Here is a 3,426-nt window from a genome sequence, read left to right on the forward strand (position 1 = left end):
AATAACAGAATGGAGTACCGGCCGCTGGAAGGATTTGTTTTTGCATTAACGCCATTTAACTTCACAGCAATCGGCGGCAATCTTCCCACATCAGCCGCCATGTGCGGTAACGTAGTTATTTGGAAATGTGCCAACACACAGGTGTACAGTGCACAAATGTTTATGCGTATTTTAAAAGAAGCCGGCTTACCCGATGGTGTTATCAATTTAGTTTTTATTGATGGACCAACTATTGGGGAGGTAATTTTTAATCATACTGATTTTGCCGGATTGCATTTTACGGGCAGCACTGGTGTATTTAATTTTATGTGGAAGACTATTGGAGAAAATATGAGTAAGTATAAATCGTACCCACGTATTGTTGGCGAAACCGGTGGAAAAGATTTTGTAATTGCACATAAATCTGCCAATGCTGATGTAGTGGTTGCTGCATTGGCCCGTGGTGCATTTGAATACCAGGGACAAAAATGCAGTGCCGCATCAAGAGCATACATCCCATCCAACATAGCAGCAGAAGTAAAAAAGAAATTAGTAGCAGAAATAAAAACCATGAAAATGGGAACAGTGGAAGACTTTACTAATTTTGTAAATGCAGTAATTGATGAAAAAAGTTTTGATAAATTAGAAGGCTATATAAAAGCTGCAAGAAAAAAAGACAGTAAAGCAAAAATTTGGGTTGGAGGAAAATGCGATAAAACGGAAGGTTTTTTTATAGAACCAACAGTAATTGAAACTACAGATCCATATTATGTAACGATGTGTGAAGAATTGTTTGGCCCGGTACTTACAGTATATGTATATGATGAAAATAAATTTGAAGAAACATTAAAAATTGTTGACAGTACATCTGCTTATGCACTTACAGGTGCGGTAATAGCGCAGGACAGGTATGCAGTAGAACTGGCAACCAATAAGCTCCGCAACAGTGCTGGTAATTTTTATATAAACGATAAACCAACAGGAGCCGTTGTTGGCCAGCAACCATTTGGTGGTGCAAGAGGCAGTGGAACAAATGATAAAGCAGGTTCAATATTAAACCTGTACCGCTGGTTAAGTGCCAGAACAATTAAAGAAACTTTTAATTCGCCAACAGATTACCGTTATTCTTTTTTACAGGAAAAATAAAATTATTTCTATAAAATTTACAAACCGTTTCGTTTTATCGTAACGGTTTTTTATTGCTTTAATTTTTTATCAATTGGGAAATAATTTCCACAGTGGGAGTTTGTTTCTGCTCCTCATCGTCTTATCATTTATAAAAATTAAAGCTTTTTGTAAGCTAAAGTTAAAATTACAGCTGCAATGGCATAGTGTTTGGTTAATGGCTAATGGATTTATTCTTTAACTAAACTTAAAAATTTTGAAAAAATTATTTTTTATTACAGCTATTATCTCAGGTTCTTTTATTGCAAACGCACAACATGTTCAATTCGGATTAAAAGGCGGGCTTAATGTTGCCACAGTTAATATCGACAATTCAAATTTGAATGTTGACCCACGAATTTCGGCACATGTAGGTGGACTTGCTCATATACATTTGTCAAAAGAATTTGCAATCCAGCCTGAGCTTACCTTTTCTGGTCAGGGCTATCAGGTAAACGGAAGCGGTACCAACTCCGATCAGCATGTTAATTTAAGTTATATCAACTTACCTGTATTGTTGCAGTATATGTTTGAATCAGGTTTTCGTATTGAAACAGGGCCACAGTTAGGTTTATTAGTAGGTGCGAAGTATAAAGTGGGATCTGTTGAAACGGACATAAAAGACTCTTTCAAAAAAGTTGATATTGGTTGGGGTTTGGGATTAGGCTACATCACTAAATCAGGTTTTGGTGTAGATGCAAGATATAACCTTGGGCTTTCTAAAATAAACGACAATAATTCAGATAAAGTAACCAATCGTGTTTTTCAGGCTGGTGTATTTTACCAGTTTAAAACTATGAAGCACTAAATAATTTTGTACCTTATTAAAAATATTGCAAAGGGTTGAAAATTTTCAACCCTTTTTTATTTGAACAATAACAGATAAATTCGCTTTATAAATAAAAGCATTTGAAAACCATTCTAGATAAGCAGCAACTATATCTTACTATTTTAAGGCTGGCCAACCAGTTATTAGAAAACCATATAGATTTAAGTGATGTGGTATTTATTGGCCTGCAGCCCAGGGGTGTAAAAGTTAGCGAAAGGATAGTGGAAGCAATAAAAAAAATATCTCCGGATGAAAAAGTGCTGTATGGAATTTTAGATATTACTTTTTACCGTGATGATATACGTGAAGAATTACATATGGCCAATAAAACTGAAATACCCTTTTCGATAGAAGGTAAAAAAGTTATTTTAATTGATGATGTGCTGTACACCGGCAGAACCATTCGTGCCGCATTAGATGCCCTGCAGGATTTTGGAAGGCCGCAAAAAGTAGAGCTGTGTGTATTAGTTGACAGAAGATTTAACCGGGAACTGCCCATTCAGCCAGATTATTGCGGCAAATCAATTGATACATTAATTTCCCAAAAAGTAAAAGTAGAGTGGGGAAAAGAGGAAGTGGTGTTGTATTAAAATTCTCTAACATTCAACTATCAACTTTTAACTTTCAACTTTTTCTTATAACTTCGCTGCTTAATGCAACTATCTACCAAACATTTATTGGGCATTAAAGATCTTATTCCGCAGGATATTTCCTTAATTCTATCCACCGCTACACAGTTTAAAGAAGTTTTACAAAGGTCAATTAAAAAAGTTCCCTCATTACGTGATGTTACCATTGTAAATTTATTTTACGAAAACAGCACCCGTACCAGGATTTCTTTTGAACTGGCCGAAAAAAGATTAAGCGCCGATACAGTTAACTTCACCATGTCTGGCTCATCTGCCGCAAAAGGCGAAACACTTTTAGATACGGTAAACAATATTTTAAGTATGAAGGTGGATATGGTGGTAATGCGCCATAGTGCCAGCGGAGCACCGCATTTTTTAGCAAAGCATATTCCTGCAGCAATAATTAATGCAGGCGATGGCATTAACGAACATCCCACACAGGCATTATTAGATGCATTTTCTATTCAGGAAAAATTAGGAATACTTGAAGGGAAAAAAGTAGTGCTTATTGGCGACATCATGCATTCCCGTGTAGCACTCAGTAATATTTATTTATTAAAAAAGATGGGTGCCGAAGTAATGGTAGCAGGCCCGCCAACACTTATCCCAAAATATATCAGCGAAGCATTGGATGTAAAAGTAGAATACAATTTAAAAAAAGCATTGGAGTGGTGCGATGTGGCCAACGTTTTACGCATACAGTTAGAGCGGCAAAATCAAGTTTTATTTTCTTCATTAAGAGAAAATAATTAGGAGTATCTAGTAAGTAAAAAAATATGAGATGTATTAAAAAAACAAAATGTAATTATTCACCCCGGCCAAAAA

General features: G+C 35.7%; 4 protein-coding genes. All 4 read left to right on the top strand.

The features are described from left to right. The coding region (locus ACY65O_RS09590) for an aldehyde dehydrogenase family protein (protein WP_462220636.1) at positions 1 to 1,125 on the top strand (1,125 nt) is incomplete at its 5' end. A 235-nt stretch (positions 1,126 to 1,360) separates the two neighbouring features. Then, positions 1,361 to 1,951 carry a porin family protein gene (locus ACY65O_RS09595; protein ID WP_462220637.1) on the top strand — a complete coding sequence of 197 codons (591 nt, stop codon included), beginning with the start codon at positions 1,361 to 1,363 and terminating at the stop codon, positions 1,949 to 1,951. A 101-nt stretch (positions 1,952 to 2,052) separates the two neighbouring features. Beyond that, positions 2,053 to 2,562, top strand: coding sequence for a bifunctional pyr operon transcriptional regulator/uracil phosphoribosyltransferase PyrR (gene pyrR / locus ACY65O_RS09600; protein ID WP_462220638.1), 510 nt, complete (start codon positions 2,053 to 2,055; stop codon positions 2,560 to 2,562). 63 nt (positions 2,563 to 2,625) lie between these two features. Then, positions 2,626 to 3,354 carry an aspartate carbamoyltransferase catalytic subunit gene (locus tag ACY65O_RS09605; RefSeq protein ID WP_462220639.1) on the top strand — a complete coding sequence of 243 codons (729 nt, stop codon included), beginning with the start codon at positions 2,626 to 2,628 and terminating at the stop codon, positions 3,352 to 3,354. Positions 3,355 to 3,426: the final 72 nt, after the last annotated feature.

It is taken from the genome of Ferruginibacter sp. (genome assembly GCF_031430955.1).
GTDB lineage: Bacteria > Bacteroidota > Bacteroidia > Chitinophagales > Chitinophagaceae > Ferruginibacter.